The sequence below is a fragment of the Draconibacterium mangrovi genome (genome assembly GCF_010586825.1).
Lineage (GTDB): Bacteria > Bacteroidota > Bacteroidia > Bacteroidales > Prolixibacteraceae > Draconibacterium > Draconibacterium mangrovi.
Window position 1 is genome coordinate 421,285 of record NZ_JAAAGB010000004.1, and the last position, 24,747, is coordinate 446,031.

Here is a 24,747-nt window from a genome sequence, read left to right on the forward strand (position 1 = left end):
CTTACTGTTTTTTAATTTTTCGTTCTTCCCTGAAGCTGTACAGTACCGGCACAACAAAAATGCTGATGAGCGCCACGGCCATTCCTCCAAACGACGGGATCGCCATCGGGATCATTATATCGGAACCACGCCCGGTGGATGTAAGTACAGGCAACAGAGCAATCATGGTTGTTCCCACGGTCATCAGTGCCGGACGAATTCTCCGTAATCCTGCCTCAACTACTGCGGCTCTCACTTCTTTCAGATTTTGCGGATGGTTACGTTCGAAACTCTGATCGAGGTAGGTGGCGATCAACACGCCGTCGTCGGTGGCAATACCGAAGAGGGCAATAAATCCGACCCACACCGCCACACTGAGGTTGATGGTGTGCATCTGGAAGAGGTCGCGGAAATTGATGCCAAACACCGAAAAGTCCATAAACCAGCCTTGTCCGTACAACCAGATCATCAGAAATCCTCCGCTGAACGCCATGGCAATTCCGGAGAAAACCATCATTGATGTGGAGACCGATTTAAACTGGAAGTACAAAATCAGGAAAACAATGATCAAAACAATTGGTACGATGATCGACAATCGTTTTTCGGCACGGATCTGGTTCTCGTAACTTCCCGAGAATTTGTAGCTCACACCTGAGGGCACCGTCAATTCTCCCGAATCAATTCTGTCCTGAATTACTTTCTGTGCGTCGTTTACCACGGTAACTTCCGAGAATCCTTCATTTTTATCGAAAAGCACATATCCAACAAGGAACGTTTCTTCACTTTTAATGGCCTGCGGACCGCGCTGATATCTGATATGAACCAGCTGGCTTAATGGAATTTGTGCTCCGGTTGGTGTTTGCATGAGTATTTTTCCTAACGATTCCGGATCGTCTCGCAATTCACGAGGGTAACGTACCCTGACCGGGAAACGTTCGCGTCCTTCTACCGTGGAAGTAATTTTCATTCCACCAACAGCCGTTTCAATGGTCTGCTGCACATCTTCTACATTTAAACCGTAACGAGAGATTTTATCCCTATCGATATCTATAAGTAAGTACGGTTTTCCTACAATCCGGTCGGCAAAAACAGCCTGTGCTTTTACCGAAGGAACTGTTTTCAGGATATTCTCGAGTTGAATTCCAAAATTTTCGATGGTTGTCAGATCCGGTCCGTACACTTTAATTCCCATCGGAGCGCGCATTCCGGTTTGTAACATCACCAGCCGGGTTTCAATTGGCTGAAGTTTTGGTGCCGAAGTCACGCCGGGAATTTTTGTTGCATTCACAATTTCAGTCCAGATATCATCGGGCGATTTTATCTTATCGCGCCAGTTACGGAAGTATTCACCTTTATCATCAGGAATCAAATCATCCCTTGTAATTCCACGTTGTAAAGCTTCTTCGTTGTTAAGTTTTTCGCCGTTCGTCAATACAAAACGATCGTCCTTATCAACTTTAAACCGAACACGGTGCCCTTTTTCATTCAGCATGTATTCCGGTTTGTAGTTGATTATATTTTCATACATCGAAATTGGTGCCGGATCGAGTGCCGATTCTACACGACCCAATTTTCCAACCGATAAATCAACTTCAGGAATATTGGTGAGCAACATATCGAGCTGGCCAACCACTTTTTGGTTGTATGCAATACCCGAGTGTGGCATCGATGTTGGCATCAACAGAAAACTTCCTTCATCCAGCGACGGCATAAATTCTTTACCAATTCCCGGGAAAGAATGTGCCAGCGTAGACCAAACTTTTGTTGTACGAACATTCCATCCCAGTTTGTCAAAACCTTTCGGAACGAAGCCAAACAGATTGCTGAATCCCATCCATGAAGTGATTCCGACAAGGATCAGGAACGACGGAATGAGCAGAAATGCAACTTTGTGATCCAGACACCAGGTTAAAATGCGTTTATAGAAATGTTCGAGAAGCAGAAAACCGCCTAAAATAATTCCGACGAGGAGCCCAACAAAAATAAAGTTGGTGACGATTGTTCTTGAAGCTCCCAGTGGCAGCCAGTATTTGGCCAATAGCCATACAACCGCAATTATTGAGATAATGATGCTGGCATATCTTAAAACCAGCAATCCAAACTTTTTCAATGAAGCGATGATTTTAGAATCATCTGTTGTATTCACTACATTTTGGCTGTAAATCAGGTTGAGTAATCCGGAAACTCCAAAAGCGATCAGTAGTGAGCCGGCCCATAAATAACCGGCAAAAAGTGCTACAATTCCGGCAGGAATAATGGCAATGTTCAACCAGCGCACAATGTTTTTCTTTTTGATTTTTGCGCCAAATACCCAGTGAGCAAATGCCGGAAGAAATATCAACGAAACAATTAGCGCAGAAACCAACGCGAATGTTTTGGTAAACGCCAGTGGGCCAAATAGTTTTCCTTCGGCAGCCTGCATGGTAAATACCGGTATAAAACTTACAATGGTTGTGGAAACGGCTGTTAAAATTGCTGAACTTACTTCAGCAGCTCCGTCGTAAACCGTTGTAATGAGTTTTTGTCCGGGTGGCGCTTCTTCAATGTGTTTTATAATGTTTTCGGAGAGAATAATTCCCAAATCGACCATGGTCCCGATGGCGATGGCGATACCCGAAAGTGCAACAATATTTGCATCTACGTGGAAATAGCGCATGGCAATAAAAACCATCAACACCGCAATTGGCAGCAAACTCGATATAAGGAACGAAGCCCGCAAGTTCAGCACCATTACAATCACCACCAAGATGGCGATCAGAATTTCGAGCGAAAGCGCTTCTTCCAGCGTTCCCAGTGTTTCCTGGATCAGTGTTGAACGATCATAAAACGGAACAATGGTCAGTTGGCTTTCCTCGCCATTGTCAAGTGTCTTTTTCGGTAGGCCGGGTGCAATTTCGGCAATTTTAGCTTTTACATTGTTGATGACTTCCAGCGGATTTGCCCCATAACGGGCAACCACAACTCCTCCAACCACTTCGGCGCCGTCTTTATCGAGCGCACCACGGCGGGTGGAAGGCCCAAGACTAACAACTGCAATGTCTTTCACCCGAATCGGCACATTGTCCTGAACCGCAACCACGGCTTTTTCAATGTCTTCAACATTTTTAATGTAACCCAGTCCGCGAACGAGGTATTCTGCCTGGTTGATTTCAATGGTTTTGGCACCTACATCGCGGTTCGATTTCTGAACGGCCTGCATGACTTTATGCAGCGGAATGTTGTAGGCTTTCAGCGCATCCGGATTAACATCGATCTGGTATTCCTGCACAAAACCGCCAATGGAAGCGACTTCAGAAACACCTTCAGCGGCATTCAATGAATACTTCACGAAGTAATCCTGTACCGTGCGGATTTCATGCAAATCCCAGCCTCCGGTCGGATTATCGTCTTTGTCGCGCCCTTCAATAGTGTACCAGTAAACCTGCCCGAGTGCCGTAGCATCAGGACCAAGCGCGGGCTGAACACCATCAGGCAAAAGTCCCGATGGTAATGAATTCAACTTTTCGAGTATCCGCGAACGAGACCAGTAAAATTCTACATCTTCGTTAAAAATGATGTAGATGCTGGAGAATCCGAAAATGGACGAACTGCGTATTGATTTAACACCCGGAATCCCCAACAAGTAAGTAGTTAAGGGATACGAAATCTGATCCTCGATATCCTGAGGCGAACGTCCCATCCATTGGGTAAATACTATTTGCTGGTTTTCGCCAATATCGGGAATGGCGTCAACCGGTACCGGATCTTTTGGAAGCACTCCTGTATCCCAGCCAAAGGGCGATGTTATGATTCCCCAACTTACCAGTAGGATCAAAACCAGTATGGTAACCAGCTTATTTTCAAGAAAAAACTTTATGATTTTATTGAGCATATCTTAATATCCTATGAGATTAATACAATAGAGAAACCGGATCATGAGCATTCATGATCAGTTAAATTATCATAATAAAATCATAAAAGATATACCTGTTCCTCGGCAAGAAATTCGAGTACTGTTGGAGGTGGAGGATCGTCGGTTAAAGTAAAGTTTTCTTCTGAATACTCAGAAGGAATCAATAAATCAAGATCGATAAAGGAATGCTGCAATACGTCGATTTCGGCCAGAACCGGAATCGTAGAAATTACCGGTGCAGAAAAATCTTCTTTTACCTGGTAGAAATGGTTTTCATTGGAACAACATCCGCCATCGTCGCAGCATGAATCGGCCTGGGCGAAAATAGAAACATCAACCAGCGAACTGTGGCAATAATGTTTGCTCACAGCCAATCCCATTGTTGAAATCAACAACAGAGATACTAAAATAATATGGCTGAGTTTTCTAATCATTTACAATTTAAACTTCACTAAATAAACATTCTACAAAACTAAAGGTTTAAACAAACCTGCCAAATGTTTGGCAAAGTTTGTTTAAATAATGTCTACACTGCTTTATAACCAATCGATTCAACGGTTTCTTTTACTTTATCCAGGTCGATGTTGTCGCCCTCTAAAGTAACCGTTTTTTCGGCAAGGTTTACTACTGCACTTTCTACAAATGCCAGTTTTTGCAGGTTGTTCTCTACATTTGCCTTGCAATGGTTGCAAGTCATCCCTTCAACTTTAATAGTTTTTAATTGCATTGTATTATTCTTTAATTGTGTTTCAGCTTGTTCTTTTGGAGTCCGGTATCGCTGGATGTAGCCGTTTATGATCAGTCCCAGAAGTAAAACTCCCGAAGCAATTTGCCACCAACTTAGGTGTGTTCCGTGATCGTGCCCCAAATGTTGTTGAGTAATTTCTGTAAACCACTGTACAGGCAGCAGGTAATCGATGATCAGCCCGGATCCCAAAGCACCAATTATAATAGTTCCGAGATAGGTAAACAGACTTTTTTTGCCTAATACTTTTCCAATCATAGTAATTGTAGCTGCGTTGGTTGCCGGTCCGGCCATAAGCAATACAAAAGCTGCTCCGGGACTTACTCCCTTCAATATTAATATGGCTGCCAAGGGAATCGATCCGGTTGCACAGATATACAAGGGAACAGATACAACCAAAATCAGTAACATTTGCAGTATTGGCGAAAGGTTCAACAGTTCAAAGAAATCGTTGGGTATCAAGGCTGAAATAATCGCGGCCAGAACCAGACCAATGATCAGCCATTTTGAAATATCCTGAATAAACTCCACAAAACCGTAACGAAAAACATCCTTAACTTTCTGTACCAGTGATTTCGGTTTTGAAACAGTATCGGCAACATGCTGTTGTACAGGCTCATTTTTTGTAATTGCGCTTGTTATTAAACCTCCTGAAATTCCGGTAATCAATGCGGCAATCGGACGAATAATGGCAAATGGTAATCCCATAAGCGAAAACGTTGCCAAAATAGAATCGACACCGGTTTGCGGTGTGGAAATCATAAACGAAACAGTTCCTCCTTTTGATGCACCATTTTTATACAAAGCTGCTCCGGTAGGAATTACTCCGCACGAACATAAAGGCAGCGGGATTCCGAGTAATGATGAAAAAATAGATGAACGAAATGGCGATCCATTAAAATACTTGTCTATTTTTTCGCGTGGGATAAATGCATACAATAGTCCTGCAAAGAAAAAACCCAGTAAAAGATAAGGGGCCATTTCTTCCAAAATGGTAGCGAAATCGCCTAAAAACTTCAATATATATTGTCCGATATTCATTTTTGTAATTTTTACAATACAAAGTAAGGGAATGGAAGGGAAGGGGTTGTTACACGATTTTGGAAATGATTTATAAGATTTTGGGGTTTCACGCAGATGGCGCAGATTTACGCAGAAAAAAAAAATCAACCATTTGGGTGAAAGAAAATCAGCGACAATTGGCGATATCTGCGTGAGACAATAAATAAGGAGGAAAATAAATTTTGGATTTTATACCTCGTCAAGCGGTTTACGTTTATTTTCCTTTAGTTTTTTAAAGTGCGAAGGTGTTAATCCGGTAACCTTCTTGAACTGGTTCGAAAGGTGTTGTACACTGCTGTAACCCAGCTGATAAGATATTTCATTCAAGGTGAGCTCATCATAAACGAGCAGCTCTTTAACTCTTTCGATTTTTTGATTAATGATGTATTTCTCGATCGTTATTCCTTCCACCGAAGAAAACAATTTACTTAAGTATGAATAATCATATCCAACATCACCGGCAATTACTTCCGAGAAGTTAACCGGTTCTTTTTCTTCGTTTGAGTAATGAGTTTTTTCAATGATAACGGTTTTTATGCGGTCGATCAGCTGGCTTTTTTTATCGTCGATCAGTTCAAAACCATTGTCGTTTAGTACCGAGCGCACTTCCTCGGTTTGGTCTTTATCTAGATTTTCTGAAATAGCAACTTTACCCAATTCTATTGTTTCAACTTGTAAATCAAGTTTCTCAAGTTCTTCTTTCACCACTTTTATACAGCGGTTGCAAACCATATTCTTTATGTACAGAACTTGTTTCATTAAGTTGAATTTATGGCTCAAACGAAACGGGAATATTTTTGCTGCAACTATTTAAACGATTGCTGCAGTGCCACCATTTTAATGGCAGTAACGGCAGCTTCGTCTCCTTTGTTGCCCAGTTTGCCTCCGGCACGGTCGAGCGCTTGTTGTTCGTTGTTGGTAGTTAGAACACCAAAAATAAACGGTTTGTTGTATTTCAGGTTCAAATCTTTTGTGCCTTGTGTTACGCCTTCGCAAATATAATCGAAGTGGCGGGTATCGCCCTGAATAACACAACCCAGAAGAATTACAGCATCCACGTTATCCAGTTCTGCAAAATATTGTCCGCCCAATGGAAGCTCAAAAGTTCCGGGAACATATTTTACTGAAATGTTTTCGTCAGTTGCTCCGTGCTTTTTTAATGTATCAACGGCGCCGTTTGCCAATGCCGAGGTAATTTCCCAGTTCCACTCGGCTACTACAACGCCAAAACGCATGTTTTCTGCTGATGGTACCGAATTAATATCGTATGCTGATAAATCTTTTGTTGCCATAATTCTGTGTTTTTGTATTGCTGATAAAGCAAAAGTAATGTTTATATAAACAAAAAACCCCTCCGAAGAGGGGTTTAACTATCGTTTGAATTCTTTTTTAATTCAATTTTGTTTTGATGCGGGCAATGTAACGGTCGGCATTTGTACCTTCTGAAGATTGCGGATATTCCGCTTTAATATCTTCGTACAACGCCAGTGCATCTTCCAGTTCGTCCATCGATTCGAGCAAATTAGCTGCTTTCATCATATAAACCGGAGTGGTTAATTCGTTATCGCTAACTGAATATGCTTTTTTGTATTGTTTCAACGCGCTGTCGGTCTCACCTAATTCAAGGTAAGCATCGCCTTTTGCACCTTCGGCAACGGGAGCCAGCAACAAATCGTCAGTTTCAAAATCATTTAAATAATCCAATGCATTTTCGTACTCACCAAGGTACAGGTACGAAATACCAGTGTAGTATTTTGCACGGTTAGCCGATTTCGTCATTCCGTAATCGTCAATAATATCAAGGAAACCCAGGTAGTTACCATCGCCGTTGATAGCCAGATTAAACGAATCTTTTTCGAAATAATTCTCGGCCATAAACATTTGCGATATCGCTTCGTCCTCTTTTGGTTGTACATAAAATTTGTTAAAACCAAGATAAGCTGCAACAACTATGATAATTCCACCAATTACGTAGCTGATGATCTTCGAATTATCTTCAACAAATTGTTCCGTTTTTGTTAACGCACTTTCAAGTTCCTGTAAATTATCGGCTTGCTCTACATTCTTCTTTGCCATTTGTCTCTTTTTCAAAATTGTGCCGCAAAAATAGCTTTTTTTTCAAAACAGCTAAACCAATGCTTGTTTTATTTTCCAGAATAATCAACATAGTAGTGTTATTAAGTCCTTTTTGTCAACATTTCGGAAATGTGCAGGCTTTTTATTTAGTTTTGTACGAACGAATACAAAGAAACAGATAATGCATATTGAAGAGATTTCAATTGTAAATTTTAAAAATATTCTGGAGGTAAAGGCTGAATTTTCGCCCAAACTGAATTGTTTTATCGGGAAGAACGGTGCCGGGAAAACCAACATGCTCGACGCTATTTATTACCTGTCGTTTTGTAAGAGCTTTTTTAATGCTACCGATCAGCTGAATATAAATCACGAGGAGAGTTTTTTTATGCTGAACGGTAATTACAGTAGAATGGAATCGAAAGAAACTATTAATTGTGGTTTGCAAAAAGGGCAGAAGAAGCAGTTTAAACGCAATACAAAGGTTTATAAAAAGCTCCAGGAACACATTGGTTTGTTGCCTTTGGTGATGATAACCCCGTCGGATGTAAACCTGATTTTAGGTGGCAGCGACGAGCGCCGCAAATTTATGGATGGTGTAATTTCGCAATACAACCAAACTTACCTCGACGATCTGTTAAAATACAACCGGGCACTGATGCAGCGGAATAATCTGCTGAAACAATTCGCCAGCGATCGTTATTTCGACGAAGAGTTGCTGGGTATTTGGGATGATCAGTTGGTGGAGTACGGAACACGCATCCAAGAAGAACGGACACGTTTTGTTGAAAAGCTGATTCCGGTTTTTCAACGATACTATAATTATATATCGGGAGGAAACGAAGTGGTGGAGTTGGTGCATCAGTCGGATTTGTATGAATCGGATCTTGCAACAATGCTAAAAGCGTCATTACATAAAGATCGGGCGGTGCAGTACACCACCGTTGGAATTCATAAAGACGATCTGTTATTAAATATTGGTGAATACCCAATAAAAAAATTGGGATCGCAAGGGCAGAAAAAAACCTACCTCGTAGCACTGAAACTGGCACAATTCGAGTTCATAAAAGAGATTTCGGGCATAAATCCCATTCTTTTACTGGACGATATTTTTGATAAACTGGATCAGTACCGGGTAGAGCAAATTGTTACTGCTGTAGCGGGCGAACAGTTCGGTCAGATATTTCTGACAGATACCAATCGCGAGCATCTCGACACCATAATTAAAAAGATGGATGCCGATTATCGTATTTTTAAAGTAGAAAACGGAAAAGTAGAACTGGCAAAATGAGACGAAGCAATACACAATCGTTAAGCGAGGTTTTAAAACAGTATATCCAGGAAAACCGCATTGAACGGAAATTGAAAGAAGTGGATATTGTGCAGGGCTGGGAAAACCTGCTTGGAAAAACTATTGCTCGTTACACCCGAAATATTTATATCCAAAACCGGATTTTATACGTGGAAATAACTTCTTCGGTGGTAAAGAACGAATTGTTTTTAATGCGCGAAGAAATTTGCCGGCGCATTAACCAGAATGCAGGAGAGGAGATGATTACCCGAATTGTTTTTAAGTAAGTGCTCGATTCTGGATACTGGATGCTTGATCCTTGATTCTGAATCCTCAAAATCTGAAACTAAATAAAAATGAACATAGACGAATTAAACGAAAAATTTGGCATTGAAGGCGAAGTTGGTTTTATGGAACTTGACGGCGATCTGCCTTTTATAACCATAACAAATAAATATGCCGAAGCCGATATTTGCCTGTATGGCGCACAAATAACCGGTTTCAGACCAATGCGAACTACCGATGTTTTGTGGATGAGTCCGTACAGCGTTTTCGAAAAAGGCAAAGCAATTCGTGGTGGTATTCCGGTTTGTTTTCCGTGGTTTGGCCCGCATGCAAGTGATTCTACTTTGCCGCAACACGGTTTTGCCCGTACATCGATGTGGGAAGTTACCGAAGTGGAGACATTGGAAAAAGGGGAGACTTACGTTTCCATGCAGTTAAAATCGTCGGAAGAAACTAAAGCTTACTGGCCTCATGATTTTCTTGCTGAATTGATTTTTGTGATTGGCGATTCATTGTCGGTTACATTAAAGGTGACAAATCCTTCCGACTCGGCTATTTCGTACACATCGGCATTGCACACTTATTTTAATTTATCGGCTGTTGAAAACATAAAAATTGCCGGACTGGCAAATACGCATTATGAAAACCAGCTGGACGGCAATCGTTATATTCAGGAGGAAGAATTGCTGGAAGTGTCGGAAGCTATAACAAGGCATTATTTTGATACGGAAACTGATTGTATCATTCACGATCCGTATTTCAAACGCGACATCCGCATTGCCAAAGAGGGCAGTAAATGTTCAACGGTGTGGAATCCCGGTGCTGAAGCATGCGAACAAATGAGTGACATGCCCAACGACGGATATGAAACTTTTGTGTGCCTCGAAACGGTGAACAAGATAAACGATCAGATTGCTCTGGCTCCGGGGGAATCGCACAAAACTACAGCGGTAATTAGTGTTGAATAAAAGAAACAAATCAAGGGTTGAAAACATTAATCAGGAATTAAGCTTCAGCCCTTGATTCGTATATGTGACTTATTCGTAATCATAAAAACGTTCGAAAGTAGAAAAGAAAAAGTCGGCTTCACGGGTTGCGTTTTCGTCGCTGTCGGCACCATGAACCGCATTTTCGGTAACACTGCAGGCAAACAACTTGCGAACGGTGCCTTCTGCTGCATTTTCAGGATTGGTCGCTCCAATTAGTTTGCGAAAATCTTCAATGGCATTTTCTTTTTCTAAAATGGCAGCAATTATTGGCCCCGAGCTCATAAACTTAACCAGGTTATCGTAAAAGGGTTTTCCTTTGTGAACTTCGTAAAAGGCACCGGCTTGTGTTGTGGACATGCGCGTGAGTTTCATTGCACGAATTTTAAAACCGGCATCGTTTATCATTTTTAAAATTGCGCCCTCGTAGTTTTTTCTCACCGCACCGGGCTTAATCATTGTAAAGGTTCTGTTACCAGCCATTTTAAAAGTTTTAGTAGTTATTGTCTGTTTATTGGTTCAAGCCATTAATAAAAGCTTGTCATTTACAATATTAACAAAATTTGGGTTATTAGCGTTTTCAGGCGAGGTAAGATTTTTTATCTTTGCCAATTCTAATTTTTGCGAATTTTGAAAAATACTGACATAGAGATTATTACATCGATTAAGGCATTACTCGCCACTTCGAAAAAGAAGCTGGTAATTATTCCGCATGAAAATCCGGATGGCGATGCTATTGGTTCGGCGCTGGGACTCGGGCAGGTACTTGCCGATTTTGGGCACGAGGTTAAAGTGCTGTCGGCAAACGACTATCCCGTGTTTTTGAAATGGTTTTCTGCAGATGTTCCGGTGCTTATTTACGATAAAGACAAAAAGAAAGCAAAAAGCTGGCTGAAACAGGCCGATGCGATGATCTGTGTGGATTTTAACGAAGCCTCGCGTGCCGGGAAACTGGAAAAGAAAATTCTTGAATTTGAGCATAAAAAGGTATTGATCGATCATCATCCGTACCCCACACAGTTTTGCGATTTTATGGTTTCCGAAACTTCGTACAGTTCAACTTGCGAACTGGTTTTTGATGTGTTAACTGAAACAGGTTTCAGCTCGTATTTCTCGAAAAAAGCAGCAGAGGCACTTTACACCGGCATTTTGACTGACACAGGTGGTTTTAGCCACAATATTTCAAAAAATACTTTTAAGGTGGTTTCGGAATTGTTGAACCACGATATTGAAACGGATAAAATACAGTCGGCAGTATTTCATAATTTTACAGCTGACCGGATGAAATTACTCGGATTCTGCCTGAACGATAAAATGCAGGTTTTTCCCGAGTACAGAGCCGCAGTGATCAGTATTAGTAAAGAAGAATTAAAACGGTTTAATTTTCAGCCCGGCGATACCGAAGGGTTTGTTAATTATCCGTTATCGATAAAAAATATTGTTTTCAGCGCCTTGTTTATCGAAAAAGATGAATATGTAAAAGCATCTTTTCGCTCAAAAGGAAATTTTCCGGCCAACGAATTTTCATCGAGCCATTTCAATGGTGGCGGGCATTTGAATGCAGCCGGAGGTGAGTCGGAACTAAATTTTGAAAAAACTTTATTAAAGTTCACGCAACTTTTACCAGAGTATAAGCATCAGTTGTTGGAAACAACTATTTAAAAAATGTTAAAAATGAAAATGAGATTAGTTACAAGATTATTATTGGCGATTATTATCGGAGTTGCAGTGGCGTCGTGTATTGAAGAGTCTGAACCATATATTCCGCCAACAAAAGCTGAAGAGGACGCATTGTTAGCAGAGTATCTTGATACCCTGACCAACAGAGGGCTGGATATTGATACAACAGCAATGGGTGTTTATTACATCATCGATTCGATCGGAAACGGCACTTTCCCTCAGGACGGAGATACCTGTGTGGTAAAATATTCGGGCAGGTTTATCGATGGTAGTGTATTTGATTCGACCGGGGATAATACCTGGGAGTATGTATTAGGTGCAGAGGGATTAATTGACGGATGGAATGACGCAACACGTTTTATTGATGAAGAAGGTTCTGCATTTTTGATAATTCCATCAGAACTTGGCTATGGAGCAACCGGTGCCGGCACTATTCCGCCAAATACTACGATAGTTTTTTTAGTAGATATGGTAGAAATCAAACCACATCATTAAATTTGCACCAAATTACAAGTTGAACGACACTGTTTTTAAACAATAGAAAATAATTAAAGATCAGATGAAGAAAACATTATCATATATTTTATTGATGTTAGGGGCCGTTGCCTTTTTTGCCTGTAACGACGGAATTGATTACCAAAAAATGAGGGATAATGAATTAGCGTTATTGGATGATTACCTGGCAATTACTCACCCGGGAGCGGAAGCTACTGCCTCTGGTCTTTATTATTTTAATGAGCCCGGTACCGGCGAAGGTGACACTATAAAAGTTGGCGACCGTGTTCAATTGTATTATGCTACCTGGTCGTTAGTTGAAGGACCGGATAGTTTATTGGTTGATGAAACAAACGGTTATCTGGACGGGCACAGGTACGATCCTTATGAGGTTACTGTTGGTACCGGAGGGTCGATTAAGGGGCTCGAAGAAGGTTTAACCTATATGCAGCCCGGAACAAGATCGCGCCTGGTGATCAACTCTGAATTGGCTTATGGTCAGCAAGGTTCAGGGTATTCTATCGGAGCTTTTCAAACGGTTTTAATGGAGATAGAAATTTACAAGGTCATTCCTTTTGAAATTTCTTCCAACGAAGAATAATCCATTGCTCTTTGTTTGCTATGAACAGAGCACAATTATTTAAAAAATTACTGCCCGGTTTTATTCCTCTGTTCGTTTTCATCGCTGCTGATGAAATATGGGGGACTAAAATCGGGCTTTTTGTTGCTATCGCTGTAGGTGTGGCCGAAATGGTCTGGATTGCCATTAAAGAAAAGCGATTCGAAAAATTTGTGCTTTTCGATACTTTGTTACTGGTGGTTCTTGGTGGTGTTTCCATACTGCTCGACAACGATATTTTCTTCAAACTGAAACCCGGACTGATCGAATTGATACTGGTGACTGTTCTGGCCATTTCAGCATTCTCAAATCTTAATATAATTGGATTGATGGGGCAGCGCTACATGAAAGATGTGGAGTTTAACACTGTTCAAATGCAACAGATGCGACAAAGTATGAAGAGCCTGTTCTTTATCTTTTTGGGGCATACTGTTTTGGTGTTTTATTCGGCCTTTTTTATGAGCAAAGAAGCCTGGGTATTTATCAGTGGCGGATTGTTCTACATCATTTTTGGCGTTTATTTTTTATATGAATTTTTGCGTCAAAAACAAAAAGCGCTTACAAACGAAGAGTGGGTACCGCTGGTTGATGAACAGGGAAAGGTTACCGGTCAGGCGCCGCGCAGCCAGGTGCATAACGGAAGCAAGCTGTTACATCCGGTGGTACATTTGCATGTGCTGAATAATAAAGGTGCCATCCTTATTCAAAAACGTCCCGCTAATAAAATCATCCAACCCGGGAAATGGGATACTGCTGTTGGCGGTCACATTTCAGCCGGGGAGACTTTGGAACAAGCACTTAAAAAGGAAGTTTTTGAGGAAATCGGTTTAAAAGAGTTTTCGGCAAAACTGCAAAAAGTGTACAAATGGGAATCGGAGGTGGAAGCCGAATTGATTTACCTGTTTACTACCTACGATTATAAAGGTTTTGGCATCCAGTCAGATGAAGTGGAGGAACTCCGCTTCTGGACCAAAAAACAGGTGGAGAAAAACCTTGGAAAGGATGTTTTTACACCAAATTTCGAGGTGGAATTTAAATTACTTCAGGAGCTCAAACTAATCTAAAACGATTAATTACCCCAACAAAAAGATTACCGGTTGTTTGTGCAAATCGGGTGCACCGTCTTTTTTCCAATCCTGAATCGATTTGGTTTGGATAAATTCATCCTCTCCGGTAATATTGGCAGCTATACAAAATAAGGTAGATGGCGAGCACGATTTTAAAATGTCGCTTACCAGCTGGTTGTTTCGGTATGGGGTTTCAATAAATATCTGCGTTTGCCGGTTGTTTCTGATCGTTTTTTCCAACGCTTGTAATTCTTTTATTCGTTCCTGCGGTTTAACCGGCAAATAACCTTTAAAAGCAAAATTCTGTCCGTTCATTCCTGAGGCCATTAGTGCCAAAAGAATTGACGAAGGCCCAACAATCGGCACTACTTTTATCCCTTTTTGATGAGCTATTTTTACCACATCGGCACCGGGATCGGCAACACCGGGGCAACCGGCTTCGGAAAGTACAGCCACATCATGTCCTTCTTTAACGGGCATTAAAAAGCGCGGCAAGTCGGCAACATTTGTGCGTTTGTTAATTTCGAAAAAAGTACACTCGTCAATGTTTATCTCGCGGTTTACCTGTTTCATAAAACGTCGGGCGGTGCGTATATTTTCAACGATAAAATATTTAGTGTTGCTTAAAATCGGTTCTACCCGGGCAGGTAAAACTGTTTGCCAGTCGCCTTCGGCCAAAACGTTCGGTACGAGATAAAGTGTTGCCATTCGTGAAAAGATTTTTGCAAAAGTAGTGATTATAGTTATTTCACAACTGCTTTTATTAATTTTGCCGCAAATGGAAAATCCTTCAATAAAAATAAAAGCAACTTTACTCGGAACGGGCACCTCGCAGGGTGTGCCGGTTGTGGCCTGCGAATGTGACGTTTGTACCTCAACAAACAAAAAGGACAAGCGGCTGCGATCTTCATTATTGCTAAACATAAACGATAAGAATTTTGTGATTGACGCAGGGCCTGATTTCCGCCAGCAGATGTTACGCGAGAGGGTAAAAGAACTCCGGGCGATTTTGCTGACACACGAGCATGTCGATCATATTTTTGGATTGGATGATATACGTTCATACAACTGGGTGCAGAAAAACCACATGGAAATTTATGCCGAAGAGCGGGTGCAAAAAGCGATCAAACGGATTTTTAATTATGTGTTTGCCTCGTTTAAATATCCGGGCATCCCGAAGATGGAATTGCAAAAAGTTGATGACGCACCGTTCGCTGTTGACGGTGTTGAGTTTGTGCCGATTCGCTGCTGGCATCATAAATTGCCGGTTTATGGCTACCGCGTGGGCGATTTAACCTATATAACCGACACTAATTTTATAGAAGATAGTGAGTTGGCAAAGATGGATGGAACAAAAATCCTGATCATAAATTGCCTGCGAAAAGAAAAGCATTTGTCGCATTTTAACTTGGCGGAGGTGCTGGAAATTGTTGACCGGATAAAACCGGAGCAAACTTATCTGACACACATTAGCCATGCTTTGGGTAAATACGATGATGTGATGAAAGAACTGCCGGAGAATGTGTATCTGGCGTATGACGGATTAAATCTGGAGCTTTAGAGAAACTTCGCGATCTGAGCAAAATTGTCAATTTTGTTAGCGAAATTCAAATCGGTATATTTTTCCAAACGATCATAAATAACCGTATCGATTCCAAGATCTTTCCCGGCCTGAATTTCTGAGTTTATATCATCGCCAACGATCAAAACTTCTTCTTTTGGGAATCTGTATTTCTCCAAAAGGCTGATAAAAATATCCTTTTTGGTTTCGTTTGATTGTTGCAGGTCGAGGATAACGATTTCCTTAAAATCATTGCGGATGCCCAGGTTGTCGATTTTGCTGTTTTGCAATTTGCTAAAACCAGAAGTAACTAAAAACTTTGTTTGCAGAAGTTCTCGCACCAGCTCATAATCCGGGAAATACTGCATCGGATCATCGTAAGTAAGATTAATGTGTACTTCCATACAATCTTTCAGCAATTGCTCACTAAACGAAAATGCGCCGGCTACTTTCTGAAATGGAGTGCGCTGTATTTCCAGTTTAACTGCCTCGAAATCTCCTTTGTATTCCCCGCTTTTTTCAATAACAGCATAGAGCTTTTCAAATAACTTTTCCGCTATTGAACTTACGGGATAAATTGTATTATCAAGGTCGAATATCAATACCGATTTATTCATTGTGATTCATTTTCAGGTTGCTGACGAAAACATCGGAATTCGTCAATAGAACAATTATATAAGTTTATATTGAATTTCGAATATTGATTAACGAATTATGAATGAAGAACTGAGTCCAACTGATTGTTGATTTCTTTCTTCCGATCGTTAATCTAAAATCGTTAATCGAGATTCATCATTCTGAGAACTCCTAATTTGTTGAGTTTTAGTTCTTAATTTAAGCACATCAAGTTTTAATTCTATTTGTTCGTAGCCACGGCAGCGAAACAGCTGTTGCAGCAACAATATAAATGATTCCTGCCAATAAAAATGCCTTATTTAAACTCACATTGTCAGTAATCCATCCCAGCAGTGGCCCAATGCCGGCAAAAGCCATACGAATAATAAAATTCCTGACCGAAAGCATGGTTGCCCGCACTTCGCTGTCGGTGTACTGGTTAATGTAGTTCTTAAAGATAGGAGTAGCTAAACCACGCACGAGGTAAAAGAGAAATAGGAACACAAAACCATAGTAGGAGATGGAGATACCTGTAAAGAAATAACCGAACGAGAGTAAAAGAATAACTATTAAAACCGACCGGCGTTTTCCCAAAAATAATTCAACTTTATAGGCGAAAACCGAAGAAATGCCTACACTTAAATTCAGGGCTGTCCAAAAAATACCAAATAACTCTTCCGGCAAACCAATTGCCACAAAAAAAGGTTGCACCAACCAGGCAAAGGTGAGCGTGGCAGTTCCGGTAAGCGCCGAAAGCAATATGGCAACTCTAAGGTTTGTATTCGAAACCAACGAGTTTTTGATATTCGTAACCAATTTCCTGATGGAATGCACATGCTCCACTGCATGAACCTTAGGTTCGATTAGTGTTAATGCTGCAGGAATTGCGAGAGCTGCCACTCCAAACTGAAAATAGAAAGGAGTTCGCAGACTAAAATAAACCAATAATCCACTAACCACACCCGCAATGGCTTCGGCAAAATTTCCGGCCGACGTTATTCGTCCCTCTTCTCGAGTATATTTGTCAGCTTTGTTATCGGCTTTCAAACTATCGTAAAGTAAGGCCGAGTCGGCCCCCGAAATAAACGACAGTCCTATGCCCAACACAATTTCAGCGGCTACAAAAGCCCAGAATTCATAAGAGAAACTGTATATAAGAAAACCAAGGCTTCCTAAAATGCTTCCAAGAATAAGTGTTTTTTTGCGCCCCCAAACATCGGCCATCCAGCCCGAGGGAATTTCCATAACAACAACGGCAACCGAATAAATGGCTTTTAGCACAAATAATTCATACGATCCCAGTCCGTTACTTTTATAAAAAAGCAACATAATGGGCATTACCATATTAAACCATTTCGAGATTTTTATCAGGTAAAGGCGCGGTATGTTCTTACTGAAGTTTGTCATCCGATCAGGCGCAAAAATAGTGTTTACTTTTTACTCCCGGTTATTTAGAGTGTGTTGTTGTAATTTTTCGGATTAAATGCAAAATAGCTTTTAAACTAATAGCAGATTTATATATTTGCCTACACAGACAGAATGATTTAAAAGTATTAACAACACAAGAGATTGTGTGGAGGAGACGATGCAAAAAACACTATGAGTGTTATTGTATGGTTTGTTCAAAAAAAATTATGACATGAAACTTACAATACCAGAAGGCTATCAATCGGTTTTAAATGTTCAACAAACCGAGCAGGCAATTAAATTAATTAAAGATTTTTTTCAGGAGAACCTGGCTGCCGAATTGCGTTTGCGAAGGGTAACCGCGCCATTGTTCGTAAAACAGGGAACGGGAATAAACGACGATTTGAATGGAATTGAGCGTCCGGTGTCGTTTCCGATGAAAGACCTGAATGAAGAACGTGCGGAAATCGTTCAATCGCTTGCCAAGTGGAAACGAATGGCCCTGGCCGACCTGAGAATCGAACAAGGTTTTGGCCTTTACACCGATATGAACGCCATTCGTCCGGATGAAGAACTGACAAACATTCACTCGTTGTATGTTGATCAGTGGGACTGGGAACGCGTAATCGAGGCTGAACAACGTAACCTTGAATTCTTAAAATCGGTTGTGCGTAAGATTTATTCGGCTCTTGTTCGTACTGAGTTTTTGCTGAGCGAAGCTTTTCCTGTAATTAAAGCCGAATTGCCAGAAGAGATTACTTTTATCCATACCGAGGAGTTAGCGGCAAAATATCCGGATTTAACGCCTTTTGAACGCGAAACCAAAGAAGCCAAAAAACACGGGGCTATTTTCGTTATTGGTATTGGTGGCGAAATGCCAAACGGCGAGATTCACGACGGAAGAGCACCTGACTACGATGACTGGAATACTGAAACCGTAAATGGTTATAAAGGACTTAACGGCGACATTATTCTTTGGAATAACGTATTAAACAGGGCTTTCGAGATTTCTTCGATGGGTATTCGTGTGGATAAAGAAGCATTGCTTGAGCAACTAAAAATACGTAATGCCGAAGAACGAAAAGAGATGTTGTGGCACCAAAAACTGCTGAATGGCGAACTGCCACTTACCATTGGTGGCGGTATCGGGCAATCGCGTTTATGCATGTACTTTTTGCGTAAGGCACACATTGGCGAAATTCAGTCGAGCATTTGGCCCGATGCCATGATAGAACAATGTAAAGCTGCAGGAATTAACCTGCTTTAGCCGCATGTAATAGCGGTACCGACTACTGAAAAATTATGTAATTTGAATTATTTCAGAGTTGGTATTTGTTATTTGCGATTAGATTTATACTTTTGCAGCGCAAAAAAGGATGCCTCGGTAGCTCAGTTGGATAGAGCAACTGCCTTCTAAGCAGTAGGTCATGGGTTCGAATCCCGTCCGGGGTACCAATTAGAATAGGGGATTAGATGAAAGTCTAATCCCTTTTTTGTTTTTGATTGGTAAATCAGCTCACAATCAATCATCCTGTTCAATGCCATACTTTTTTGTAATCCACCAACAAACTGCAGACACCGGGTTTAGGTGTATGATTTAGCCAGTCATTACGATATCACCATCCCAACACTATCAAATTATCAGATCGTGGTTGTAGGCAGTAGATGTCTATTCGGAAAGTATATACATGTATTTTCTTACAGATTTAAAAGGTAAACTAAGGTATGCTGGTACCTGTTTACAATATTGTTTGTTACCGTTTTCATTCAATATGAACATTAGTGGTTAATAAGATGTTTATATCTTATTCTTAGCTAGCTATTTAAATAACGACAAAGAATCATAAGTCGTTAGAATTTTTCTATTTACTAATCAAAAATGAACAAAATGAAATTAAAGCAAAAAATGTTTCGGATGACAATGACCTTGGTATTTCTGTTCGCAGGATTAATAATTACCAATGTTGTTCAAGCTCAAGAAAGTTTTATTCTTTCAACAACTGAATTTACGATTAAAAAAGGGCACGAAAGACTATTTGAAAATGGAGTAAAAGCATGGAAATCATGCTATCTTGAAAATGGTGGAGAATGGACATGGACAATGTGGAGAAGATATAATGGAGAAGGTTCTGTATATGTCATTTCATCAAGAATGGCTAATTGGGCGGAACTGGATAACGATGATGAAGCTGGTAAAAAATGTCGGCAGATAATATATGATCAAATAATTCCTCATATAGAAAAGACGGTAGATATGTTTTCCAAAAACATACCTGAAATAAGCAAAGCAGCCGATTCTGAAATGGGGGTAATTTGGGTCACATTTTTTCAGGTTGAAAATAGCTCTGTTTTCAGAGAAACGGTTGACGAGATTTCTAATATAATTGCTGAGGCAGAAGGAGATAAAAGAGGTTATTGGTATAGCGTTAACGGAGGAGGTCCTGAAAGCCCTGATTATTTTGTTACTGTACCATTTGAAAACTTTGCGGCATTGGATGTTGAACGTGATGGTGTATGGAAAATGGTTGAAAATGCCAAGGGTAAGGATGCAACTGATAAAATGCGGGCAAAGTTTCGGGATTCAGTTTCTGATAATTGGGCATACATGTTCAAAATGCTTGATGAGTTAAGTCATAATCCTGAAAACTAAGTTATCCTGGATTTCATAAATCACAATACATCAGTATCCATCCATTCATGTTCGTTGCGAATTTGGATGGATGGTCTGTAAATTCGCTAACAAACCAATGATGTTTACAGCGACAAATTATTAAAGTTTGTAACAGGAAGAACAGCCCTTCTTAATTCCAAATCTAACGCTACGTTTCTGGCCGATCAGGTTGAAATTCATCCGAACAAACTTTCGTGGCTGTTAAACGAACGGATAGGGAAGAACTTTAATGAGTTCATTAATTCTTACCGAATTGAATACATTAAGCACTTGGCGCTCGATCCTAAAAACAGGCACATTTCATTAATCGGTTTGGCTTACGAAAGTGGGTTTAACTCGAAAACCGTGTTTAATACCTATTTCAAAAAAGAAACCGGTATGACTCCCAAGGAGTTTCTTAAGCAGAATGCATAAATAATACGTGTAAAAGAATCCACGGAGAAAATTGTCCATCCACTAACGAAGTTTGTCCATTTTACAGCGGCTGAATACCCTGCATCTTTGTACTGTCGATAATGACACAGAACATTAGAACAGTAAAAAAATGGAAAACTTAGTAAAAACAGCATTTAATGTCCCCACACGAGAAGAGGTATCAGCAACAAACCAGGAGATTTTTGATGCTTTAAACAAAGCCTTGGGTTTTGTTCCAAACCTGTATGCAACAATCGCTTATTCAGATAATGGTTTAAAGCGTTATTTGGATTTTCAAAATGCCAAAACATCATTATCAAACAAAGAGAAAGAAGCTGTAAACCTTGTTGTTAGCCAGGTAAACGGTTGCGTTTATTGCCTGAGTGCACATACGGTATTGGGTAAAATGAATGGTTTTACCGACGAGCAGCTATTGGATATTCGTCGTGCTAAAAGCGAAAATGCAAAAATTAACGCCCTGGTAAAATTGACAGCAGATTTAACTGAAAAAAGAGGGAAAGTAAGTGCCGACAATGTAGAAGACTTTTTCGCACACGGTTATACCAAAGAAAATTTAGTGGATCTGATTATTCAAATCAGCGATAAAACAGCCATGAATTACTTACATAATCTCACCAAAGTTCCGGTGGATTTTCCCATTGCATCAGTTCTTTAATTTACAACGCAGGAAAGGAGAAATAGCAGAGGCCTGTTTTCTCCTTTCTTAAAACTTAAGCAAAATGAGTAACGAAGAAAAAAGATATCCGCTGCCACCATTTACAATGGAAACTGCCCTTGAAAAAGTACAAAAAGCAGAAGATGCCTGGAATAGTAAAGACCCGGTAAAAGTTGCACAGGCATATACCATCGATTCGGAATGGCGAAACAGAACTCAGTTTATAAACGGGAGGGAAGAAATTGTAGAATTTTTAACCCAAAAATGGGAAAAAGAAAAAAATTATAAACTAAAGAAAGAGCTCTGGGGTTTTAGAGTGAACAGAATTGCAGTAAAATTCGAATATGAATTTCAGGATGCAGAAAACCAATGGTACCGCGCTTATGGAAATGAGCTCTGGGAATTCGATGAAAACGGATTGATGCAAAAACGTTTCGCAAGTATTAACGACTTAATGATTGATGAAAAAGATAGGACGTTGACCTAATTTCATGCTTATGATACAGAATAACGATTTCACACTTATTGATCCGCAAACGGGTCACCAGGCTTTCAGACTGTTTCGCTTTGAAAAGAATAATCCGTTTGATGATGTTCAACGATTGAACCACTATTCAATGATTTGGCTGGAAAGTGGGACGGGGAATGTAAAAGCTGATTTCTCGGAATATAATTTTCGGGAGAATATTCTGCTTTCTTTTTCTCCTTACCAACCTTTTATGATCAATCTGGAAGGGGAAGTCAGGGGATGGGTTATCAATTTTCATCCCGATTTTTTCTGTATTCATAAGCACCACAAAGAAGTAGCTTGCCATGGCGTTTTGTTTAATAATATTTACAATCCGCCATTTGTTTACATCGATAAAAAAGCTGCTGCAAATTTTGAAATGGTGATTGAACAGTTTAAAGCCGAAATGCAAAATCCGGCCCTGGCGCAGTATGAATTGCTTATTTCATACCTAAAAATATTTCTGATCACAGCTTCGCGACTAAAAACGGAGCAGCAAACGGAAGCCCAACAAACCACAGCAAAAGAGGAAGAACCATTTATTTTGCAAAACCTGAAAAATGCTATTGAAATGCACTACAAAACAAAACACAGTGCCAGCGATTATGCCGATCTTTTGGCCATAACACCAAAAGCATTAACCCGGCTTACCAAAACTCATTTCAATAAAACTTTAAGCGACCTAATTGCCGAACGGATAATTATTGAAGCCAAAAGAGAATTGTACCTCACCAATAAAACCGTTAAGGAAATTGCTTACGATTTAGGTTATAACGATGAGTATTATTTTAGCCGGTTTTTCAAAAAAAATGCCGAAGTGTCTCCGCAGTATTACCGCGAAACGGTTGGTTATGATAAAGCATCGGCCGTATAAAAACATAAAAATTCCTGCGCACGAATGGTTTCCGAGGGTAATCAGTTAACCTCTGTATGTGTTTTTCTTCTTATGAGTCGTATTTGTATATTTTTCTAGCTGACTGCAATGTTTGCCCCTAACTTTTAGGCCCGCAATTATAATTCCGAACTTCTGAAATGTTTTCCCGAACGAATTACGTTACTACCTGCTCAACTTGTGCTTATTATTAAAGAAGGCTGTTTAGAAACAGTAATCGATCGACTGTATCCGTTGGAAAATATTTCCGAGGCACATCGTTACATTGCTTCAGGGCATAAAAAAGGTATTGTTCTGGTTATAGTTGATACACAAAATGCTTAAGCCAATTTGTACAACAATAAACTGTACTGCAAATAGACTAAATTCACTGGCGATTTGCTGATAGTGCACTTTTCTTAAGCGCATACCGAATAACCAAATATCCGCTAACACCTGCAACCAGTGAGCCGATAAGTATTCCCAACTTTGCCGAGTCTTGCAAATGAACTGACTCATAGGAAAGGTTGGAGATAAAAATCGACATGGTAAAACCAAAACCACCGAGGCAGGATAATCCGAAAATCTGCCGGAAGTCGACATTTTGAGGGAGAACGGCTATTTTCAGCTTAACCGCCAGCCATGTAAATAAACTGATCCCGATAATCTTACCGCAAACCAAACTCACGGCAATACTTATGGATAAAGGCGTAAAAGCACCTTCGTCGCCAATGAAATTTATGCCAGAATTGGCAAAGGCAAAAAGCGGAATAATCAAAAAGGAAACCACCGTGCTTAACCTATTTTGCAGGTGTTGTAAAGGCGACTGGATATCGGAACTAATTTTGTGTAAAATGTTAATCGCTGTTTTATGGTTTTTAAATTCCACTACTTTTTTCCCAATTAATTGCGACAACTCATTGAGGGCGTTTTTCCCTTTCACAATTACATCAACAAGCCTCTTTTTACGATGCGAAGGAATGGTTAAGGCAAAAAGAACTCCTGCAATGGTGGGATGTATGCCCGACTCCAGAAACAGAAGCCAGATAACAATCCCAACAGGAATATAGATATACATGGAATAGATGTTTCTATACGATAGGAGGGATAATGCAAGCAATAACACTAATGCGATGGCTACCAGGCGCCAGTATATTAGCGAGCTGTAGAACACCGCAATTACCATCACCGCGCCCAGATCGTCGATAATGGCAAATGCCGCAAGGAAAATCGTTAGGCCAAAAGGTACGCGTTTCCCTAGTATGCCCAAAACACCCAGCGAAAAGGCAATATCAGTGGCCATGGTTATTCCCCAGCCATGTACGCCTTCCTTTCCGTAGTTCAGCAAAAAAAAGATGGCAATGGGGAAGATCATCCCGCCAATGGCCGCCACAATGGGCAAAATGGCTTTTCGTGCCGAACTGAGTTCACCGATCAGAAACTCACGTTTTATCTCCAGCCCGATTACAAAGAAGAAAATTGTCATTAAACCATCGTTAATCCAGTGGAGTACCGATTTGGATAAGTGAAACTCGCGAAAACCGATTAGAAATTCCAGATCTAAAAATTGCTGGTAATAAGTGTGCAGCCTGGTGTTGGAGACAATGAGCGCCGCTATTGCCGCCAAAAGCATACAAATGCTGCTCAGTGATTTAATTTTTATAAACCGGCGTAACGGATCAAATTTTATCTCCATAATTCATTAAGTTTTTGTCTGCAATGCACCTTAATAAATTCTTGAGCTCGTTTTTATCTGATTCCATTGTACCTAAAAAAGAAATTCCATAGAGCGATATTTACTGAAATTCCTACGGTCAACAAAATCAGTTAATTTTTATAGATCATACATG

At 40.3% G+C, this 24,747-nt stretch carries 26 protein-coding genes and 1 tRNA gene; 16 read left to right on the plus strand and 11 right to left on the minus strand.

Going from position 1 to position 24,747, the window contains the following annotated elements:
* Position 1 precedes the first annotated feature (1 nt).
* From G4420_RS13355 to G4420_RS13380, 6 genes are all read right to left on the minus strand, one after another.
* On the minus strand, positions 2-3,850 hold the full coding sequence (locus G4420_RS13355; RefSeq protein ID WP_163324217.1) for an efflux RND transporter permease subunit: 3,849 nt from the start codon (positions 3,848-3,850) through the stop codon (positions 2-4).
* A gap of 80 nt (positions 3,851-3,930) precedes the next feature.
* Positions 3,931-4,305, minus strand: coding sequence for an HYC_CC_PP family protein (locus tag G4420_RS13360; protein ID WP_163324219.1), 375 nt, complete (start codon positions 4,303-4,305; stop codon positions 3,931-3,933).
* Positions 4,306-4,397: 92 nt separating this feature from the next.
* A complete protein-coding gene (locus G4420_RS13365) occupies positions 4,398-5,657 on the minus strand; it encodes a permease (protein ID WP_163324221.1) in 1,260 nt (419 codons plus the stop codon).
* 210 nt (positions 5,658-5,867) lie between these two features.
* Positions 5,868-6,437 carry an AraC family transcriptional regulator gene (locus G4420_RS13370; RefSeq protein ID WP_163324223.1) on the minus strand — a complete coding sequence of 190 codons (570 nt, stop codon included), beginning with the start codon at positions 6,435-6,437 and terminating at the stop codon, positions 5,868-5,870.
* Between the two features lie 47 nt (positions 6,438-6,484).
* The gene (ribH, locus tag G4420_RS13375; protein WP_045033075.1) at positions 6,485-6,970 is read right to left on the minus strand and encodes a 6,7-dimethyl-8-ribityllumazine synthase; all 486 of its coding nucleotides are present in this window, start codon (positions 6,968-6,970) and stop codon (positions 6,485-6,487) included.
* Positions 6,971-7,067: 97 nt separating this feature from the next.
* Positions 7,068-7,754 (minus strand): tetratricopeptide repeat protein, encoded by a 687-nt coding sequence (locus tag G4420_RS13380; protein ID WP_163324225.1) that lies wholly within the window; start codon positions 7,752-7,754, stop codon positions 7,068-7,070.
* 181 nt (positions 7,755-7,935) lie between these two features.
* Here G4420_RS13380 and recF point away from each other — a divergent pair, with 181 nt between their 5' ends.
* The 3 genes from recF (at position 7,936) to G4420_RS13395 (ending at position 10,295) form a co-directional block, all read left to right on the plus strand.
* Positions 7,936-9,042 (plus strand): DNA replication/repair protein RecF, encoded by a 1,107-nt coding sequence (recF, locus tag G4420_RS13385; RefSeq protein WP_163324226.1) that lies wholly within the window; start codon positions 7,936-7,938, stop codon positions 9,040-9,042.
* Positions 9,039-9,329, plus strand: a complete 291-nt coding sequence (locus tag G4420_RS13390) for a DUF721 domain-containing protein (RefSeq protein ID WP_163324228.1) — start codon at positions 9,039-9,041, stop codon at positions 9,327-9,329. The genes recF and G4420_RS13390 overlap by 4 nt, the downstream gene beginning before the upstream one ends.
* A gap of 69 nt (positions 9,330-9,398) precedes the next feature.
* A complete protein-coding gene (locus tag G4420_RS13395; protein ID WP_163324230.1) occupies positions 9,399-10,295 on the plus strand; it encodes a D-hexose-6-phosphate mutarotase in 897 nt (298 codons plus the stop codon).
* Positions 10,296-10,364: 69 nt separating this feature from the next.
* Here the strand turns inward: G4420_RS13395 and G4420_RS13400 are convergent, their stop codons facing one another.
* Positions 10,365-10,796 (minus strand): nucleoside-diphosphate kinase, encoded by a 432-nt coding sequence (locus G4420_RS13400; protein ID WP_163324232.1) that lies wholly within the window; start codon positions 10,794-10,796, stop codon positions 10,365-10,367.
* 147 nt (positions 10,797-10,943) lie between these two features.
* On the opposite strand from G4420_RS13400, the gene G4420_RS13405 reads away from it, so the two are divergent.
* From G4420_RS13405 to G4420_RS13420, 4 genes are all read left to right on the plus strand, one after another.
* The gene (locus tag G4420_RS13405) at positions 10,944-11,975 is read left to right on the plus strand and encodes a DHH family phosphoesterase (RefSeq protein WP_163324234.1); all 1,032 of its coding nucleotides are present in this window, start codon (positions 10,944-10,946) and stop codon (positions 11,973-11,975) included.
* A 12-nt stretch (positions 11,976-11,987) separates the two neighbouring features.
* Complete coding sequence (locus G4420_RS13410) at positions 11,988-12,488, plus strand: FKBP-type peptidyl-prolyl cis-trans isomerase (RefSeq protein WP_163324236.1); 501 nt, start codon at positions 11,988-11,990, stop codon at positions 12,486-12,488.
* 64 nt (positions 12,489-12,552) lie between these two features.
* Entirely contained in the window at positions 12,553-13,089 is a 537-nt protein-coding gene (locus G4420_RS13415; protein ID WP_163324238.1) for an FKBP-type peptidyl-prolyl cis-trans isomerase, read from the plus strand.
* A 20-nt stretch (positions 13,090-13,109) separates the two neighbouring features.
* A complete protein-coding gene (locus tag G4420_RS13420; protein ID WP_163324240.1) occupies positions 13,110-14,171 on the plus strand; it encodes an NUDIX domain-containing protein in 1,062 nt (353 codons plus the stop codon).
* A gap of 9 nt (positions 14,172-14,180) precedes the next feature.
* On the opposite strand, the gene G4420_RS13425 is transcribed toward G4420_RS13420, so the two are convergent.
* Entirely contained in the window at positions 14,181-14,882 is a 702-nt protein-coding gene (locus G4420_RS13425; RefSeq protein WP_163324242.1) for an SAM-dependent methyltransferase, read from the minus strand.
* A gap of 70 nt (positions 14,883-14,952) precedes the next feature.
* Between G4420_RS13425 and G4420_RS13430 the strand changes: the two genes are divergently transcribed.
* Complete coding sequence (locus G4420_RS13430; RefSeq protein WP_204273684.1) at positions 14,953-15,735, plus strand: MBL fold metallo-hydrolase; 783 nt, start codon at positions 14,953-14,955, stop codon at positions 15,733-15,735.
* Here the strand turns inward: G4420_RS13430 and G4420_RS13435 are convergent.
* Positions 15,732-16,352 carry an HAD family hydrolase gene (locus G4420_RS13435; RefSeq protein ID WP_163324244.1) on the minus strand — a complete coding sequence of 207 codons (621 nt, stop codon included), beginning with the start codon at positions 16,350-16,352 and terminating at the stop codon, positions 15,732-15,734. The two genes, G4420_RS13430 and G4420_RS13435, sit on opposite strands and share 4 nt — an antisense overlap.
* Before the next feature lie 226 nt (positions 16,353-16,578).
* Positions 16,579-17,757, minus strand: coding sequence for an MFS transporter (locus tag G4420_RS13440; protein ID WP_163324246.1), 1,179 nt, complete (start codon positions 17,755-17,757; stop codon positions 16,579-16,581).
* 232 nt (positions 17,758-17,989) lie between these two features.
* Between G4420_RS13440 and asnA the strand changes: the two genes are divergently transcribed.
* The 8 genes from asnA (at position 17,990) to G4420_RS23580 (ending at position 23,242) form a co-directional block, all read left to right on the plus strand.
* Positions 17,990-19,024 carry an aspartate--ammonia ligase gene (asnA, locus tag G4420_RS13445; protein WP_163324248.1) on the plus strand — a complete coding sequence of 345 codons (1,035 nt, stop codon included), beginning with the start codon at positions 17,990-17,992 and terminating at the stop codon, positions 19,022-19,024.
* 111 nt (positions 19,025-19,135) lie between these two features.
* Positions 19,136-19,212, plus strand: a tRNA-Arg gene (locus tag G4420_RS13450).
* Positions 19,213-19,645: 433 nt separating this feature from the next.
* The gene (locus tag G4420_RS13455; RefSeq protein ID WP_163324250.1) at positions 19,646-20,407 is read left to right on the plus strand and encodes a hypothetical protein; all 762 of its coding nucleotides are present in this window, start codon (positions 19,646-19,648) and stop codon (positions 20,405-20,407) included.
* 177 nt (positions 20,408-20,584) lie between these two features.
* Entirely contained in the window at positions 20,585-20,842 is a 258-nt protein-coding gene (locus G4420_RS23575) for a helix-turn-helix domain-containing protein (protein WP_163324297.1), read from the plus strand.
* A gap of 130 nt (positions 20,843-20,972) precedes the next feature.
* Entirely contained in the window at positions 20,973-21,518 is a 546-nt protein-coding gene (locus G4420_RS13465; protein WP_163324252.1) for a carboxymuconolactone decarboxylase family protein, read from the plus strand.
* Positions 21,519-21,582: 64 nt separating this feature from the next.
* A complete protein-coding gene (locus tag G4420_RS13470; RefSeq protein WP_163324254.1) occupies positions 21,583-22,005 on the plus strand; it encodes a nuclear transport factor 2 family protein in 423 nt (140 codons plus the stop codon).
* Between the two features lie 10 nt (positions 22,006-22,015).
* Entirely contained in the window at positions 22,016-22,900 is an 885-nt protein-coding gene (locus G4420_RS13475) for a helix-turn-helix domain-containing protein (protein WP_163324256.1), read from the plus strand.
* Positions 22,901-23,098: 198 nt separating this feature from the next.
* Positions 23,099-23,242, plus strand: coding sequence for a zinc-binding dehydrogenase (locus tag G4420_RS23580; protein ID WP_204273685.1), 144 nt, complete (start codon positions 23,099-23,101; stop codon positions 23,240-23,242).
* Positions 23,243-23,285: 43 nt separating this feature from the next.
* On the opposite strand, the gene nhaA is transcribed toward G4420_RS23580, so the two are convergent.
* Positions 23,286-24,593, minus strand: a complete 1,308-nt coding sequence (nhaA, locus tag G4420_RS13485) for a Na+/H+ antiporter NhaA (protein ID WP_163324258.1) — start codon at positions 24,591-24,593, stop codon at positions 23,286-23,288.
* Positions 24,594-24,747: the final 154 nt, after the last annotated feature.

What these genes read in the sequence shown, in the direction of transcription:
- G4420_RS13355 (WP_163324217.1), bottom strand. Translation starts at nt 3,850, where the DNA reads ATGCTCAATAAAATCATAAAGTTTTTTCTTGAAAATAAGCTGGTTACC.
- G4420_RS13360 (WP_163324219.1), bottom strand. Translation starts at nt 4,305, where the DNA reads ATGATTAGAAAACTCAGCCATATTATTTTAGTATCTCTGTTGTTGATT.
- G4420_RS13365 (WP_163324221.1), bottom strand. Translation starts at nt 5,657, where the DNA reads ATGAATATCGGACAATATATATTGAAGTTTTTAGGCGATTTCGCTACC.
- G4420_RS13370 (WP_163324223.1), bottom strand. Translation starts at nt 6,437, where the DNA reads ATGAAACAAGTTCTGTACATAAAGAATATGGTTTGCAACCGCTGTATA.
- ribH (WP_045033075.1), bottom strand. Translation starts at nt 6,970, where the DNA reads ATGGCAACAAAAGATTTATCAGCATACGATATTAATTCGGTACCATCA.
- G4420_RS13380 (WP_163324225.1), bottom strand. Translation starts at nt 7,754, where the DNA reads ATGGCAAAGAAGAATGTAGAGCAAGCCGATAATTTACAGGAACTTGAA.
- recF (WP_163324226.1), top strand. Translation starts at nt 7,936, where the DNA reads ATGCATATTGAAGAGATTTCAATTGTAAATTTTAAAAATATTCTGGAG.
- G4420_RS13390 (WP_163324228.1), top strand. Translation starts at nt 9,039, where the DNA reads ATGAGACGAAGCAATACACAATCGTTAAGCGAGGTTTTAAAACAGTAT.
- G4420_RS13395 (WP_163324230.1), top strand. Translation starts at nt 9,399, where the DNA reads ATGAACATAGACGAATTAAACGAAAAATTTGGCATTGAAGGCGAAGTT.
- G4420_RS13400 (WP_163324232.1), bottom strand. Translation starts at nt 10,796, where the DNA reads ATGGCTGGTAACAGAACCTTTACAATGATTAAGCCCGGTGCGGTGAGA.
- G4420_RS13410 (WP_163324236.1), top strand. Translation starts at nt 11,988, where the DNA reads ATGAAAATGAGATTAGTTACAAGATTATTATTGGCGATTATTATCGGA.
- G4420_RS13415 (WP_163324238.1), top strand. Translation starts at nt 12,553, where the DNA reads ATGAAGAAAACATTATCATATATTTTATTGATGTTAGGGGCCGTTGCC.
- G4420_RS13420 (WP_163324240.1), top strand. Translation starts at nt 13,110, where the DNA reads ATGAACAGAGCACAATTATTTAAAAAATTACTGCCCGGTTTTATTCCT.
- G4420_RS13425 (WP_163324242.1), bottom strand. Translation starts at nt 14,882, where the DNA reads ATGGCAACACTTTATCTCGTACCGAACGTTTTGGCCGAAGGCGACTGG.
- G4420_RS13430 (WP_204273684.1), top strand. Translation starts at nt 14,953, where the DNA reads ATGGAAAATCCTTCAATAAAAATAAAAGCAACTTTACTCGGAACGGGC.
- G4420_RS13435 (WP_163324244.1), bottom strand. Translation starts at nt 16,352, where the DNA reads ATGAATAAATCGGTATTGATATTCGACCTTGATAATACAATTTATCCC.
- G4420_RS13440 (WP_163324246.1), bottom strand. Translation starts at nt 17,757, where the DNA reads ATGACAAACTTCAGTAAGAACATACCGCGCCTTTACCTGATAAAAATC.
- asnA (WP_163324248.1), top strand. Translation starts at nt 17,990, where the DNA reads ATGAAACTTACAATACCAGAAGGCTATCAATCGGTTTTAAATGTTCAA.
- G4420_RS13455 (WP_163324250.1), top strand. Translation starts at nt 19,646, where the DNA reads ATGAAATTAAAGCAAAAAATGTTTCGGATGACAATGACCTTGGTATTT.
- G4420_RS13465 (WP_163324252.1), top strand. Translation starts at nt 20,973, where the DNA reads ATGGAAAACTTAGTAAAAACAGCATTTAATGTCCCCACACGAGAAGAG.
- G4420_RS13470 (WP_163324254.1), top strand. Translation starts at nt 21,583, where the DNA reads ATGAGTAACGAAGAAAAAAGATATCCGCTGCCACCATTTACAATGGAA.
- G4420_RS13475 (WP_163324256.1), top strand. Translation starts at nt 22,016, where the DNA reads ATGATACAGAATAACGATTTCACACTTATTGATCCGCAAACGGGTCAC.
- nhaA (WP_163324258.1), bottom strand. Translation starts at nt 24,593, where the DNA reads ATGGAGATAAAATTTGATCCGTTACGCCGGTTTATAAAAATTAAATCA.